This is a genomic window from Rhizobium sp. RAF56 (assembly GCF_052113965.1).
Lineage (GTDB): Bacteria > Pseudomonadota > Alphaproteobacteria > Rhizobiales > Rhizobiaceae > Rhizobium.
This window is the reverse complement of the sequence record NZ_JBFRDU010000097.1, coordinates 1-1,555: the sequence shown is the minus strand read 5'-3', so window position 1 is coordinate 1,555 and position 1,555 is coordinate 1. Positions and strand designations below refer to the sequence as shown.

General features: G+C 60.9%; 1 protein-coding gene. It reads left to right on the top strand.

Going from position 1 to position 1,555, the window contains the following annotated elements; translation table 11 throughout:
* Positions 1–691 precede the first annotated feature (691 nt).
* Positions 692–1,555 (top strand): reverse transcriptase domain-containing protein (locus tag AB4048_RS28685; protein WP_442205330.1); only part of this gene is annotated, 864 nt, incomplete at its 3' end.

Sequence of the window (1,555 nt, the reverse complement as noted above, 5' to 3'; positions counted from 1 at the left end):
CTTGCGTCAGGGCAAGCCCTGGAAAGGAGAATGGAATGTAGAACCTGAAACCTTTCGAAGTCATCCAGAGGGTTCGACCCCCTCCCGGTAAAGGCGCAGTCCGCCAGCCGGAAGCGAGTCTTGCATGGGCGACGGCAACGTCGTTCGTGAAGCGTAGACAGCGGATGCTGAAGCCTTGGGGTAGCCCCGAAATCATGTGGTTGCTGAGAGCCTTCGGTCTGTTGGGCCCGGGGGCAGCACTGGCAGGACCGTCACAGACGAGGTCCTTTCAGCTCGGCCGGGGTCTTGGAACAGGGCAAAGGCATGGGAGGGATGACCAGGGAACCTGAGAGATCCCGCTTGCGCCCACGGGCGAGAACGCCGGAACAAGGAACCCCGGCTGACCATGGTTCCAGGCTCGGGCTGCGTCCTCCGCGCAGCTCGGGAGCGCCTTGGCGATCACGAACGACGGAGGAGCGTGTGGAGCCTGTGACCGAAACCATAAGGAAGCAGGTCTGCGTGAGTGGGAAGTCGTAGCGCCTTCATAGTAGCAGCGATGGCGGGGAACTGGGCTCACCGGGACCCGACGGAGCGAAGGGAGGCGTCATGTGTAGAGAACCGTTGACCTGAAACATGGGAGGGGACACTGAACCCCACAAACCTGTCTACGAACCGACAACGGATAGCCAATCTGGCGAGGACGAAACGGGGTGTGGCACTGTGCTCGCTCCACCATGTCATCGACTTGGAATGGATGAAGGAGGCCTACCGGCTCACCCGCAAGGACGGTGCCACCGGGATCGACGGCGTCACAGCGACAGACTATGAAGTGAACCTTGAGGCCAGACTTCTGGACCTTTTGGGGCGCATCAAGTCTGGCCGATATTGTGCGCCGCCAGTCCGGCGAGCATACATACCCAAGGCGGACGGGTCGCAAAGGATGCTCGGCATTCCGACCTTTGAAGACAAGGTGGCGCAACGTGCCGTCACGATGGTGCTGGAGGCCATTTASGAGGAGGATTTCYACCCCTGCTCCTACGGCTTCCGACCGGGTCGCTCCGCCCATCACGCGCTCCACGCATTGCGGGGCGAGGTGTGGGGTAAGCGGCTCTATTGGATCGTCGATATCGACATACGCAAGTATTTCGACACGATCCCGCACTCTCAACTCCGGGCTTTTCTCGACCAGCGAGTGACGGACGGCATCATCCGACGGATGATCGACAAATGGCTGGGAGCAGGCGCCGTCGAAGACGGTGTCCTGCGCCGAACGACAATGGGCTCCCCGCAAGGAGGTGTGATCTCACCCTGCCTCTCGAACATCTTCCTGCACCATGTGCTGGACGACTGGTTCGAGACGGAGGTCCGACCACGGCTCCGCGGAGCTTGCACCCTCGCACGGTACGCTGACGACGCTGTGATGGCGTTCGACAATATTGTCGACGCCCAACGGGTCTTGGCAGTGCTGGGCAAGCGTCTTGAACGGTTTGGGCTAACGCTTCATCCCGACAAGACGCGGCTCATCGACTTTCGCCCGAGAAAGACGGAGCGAACACGGCATCCAGAAACGGATGCC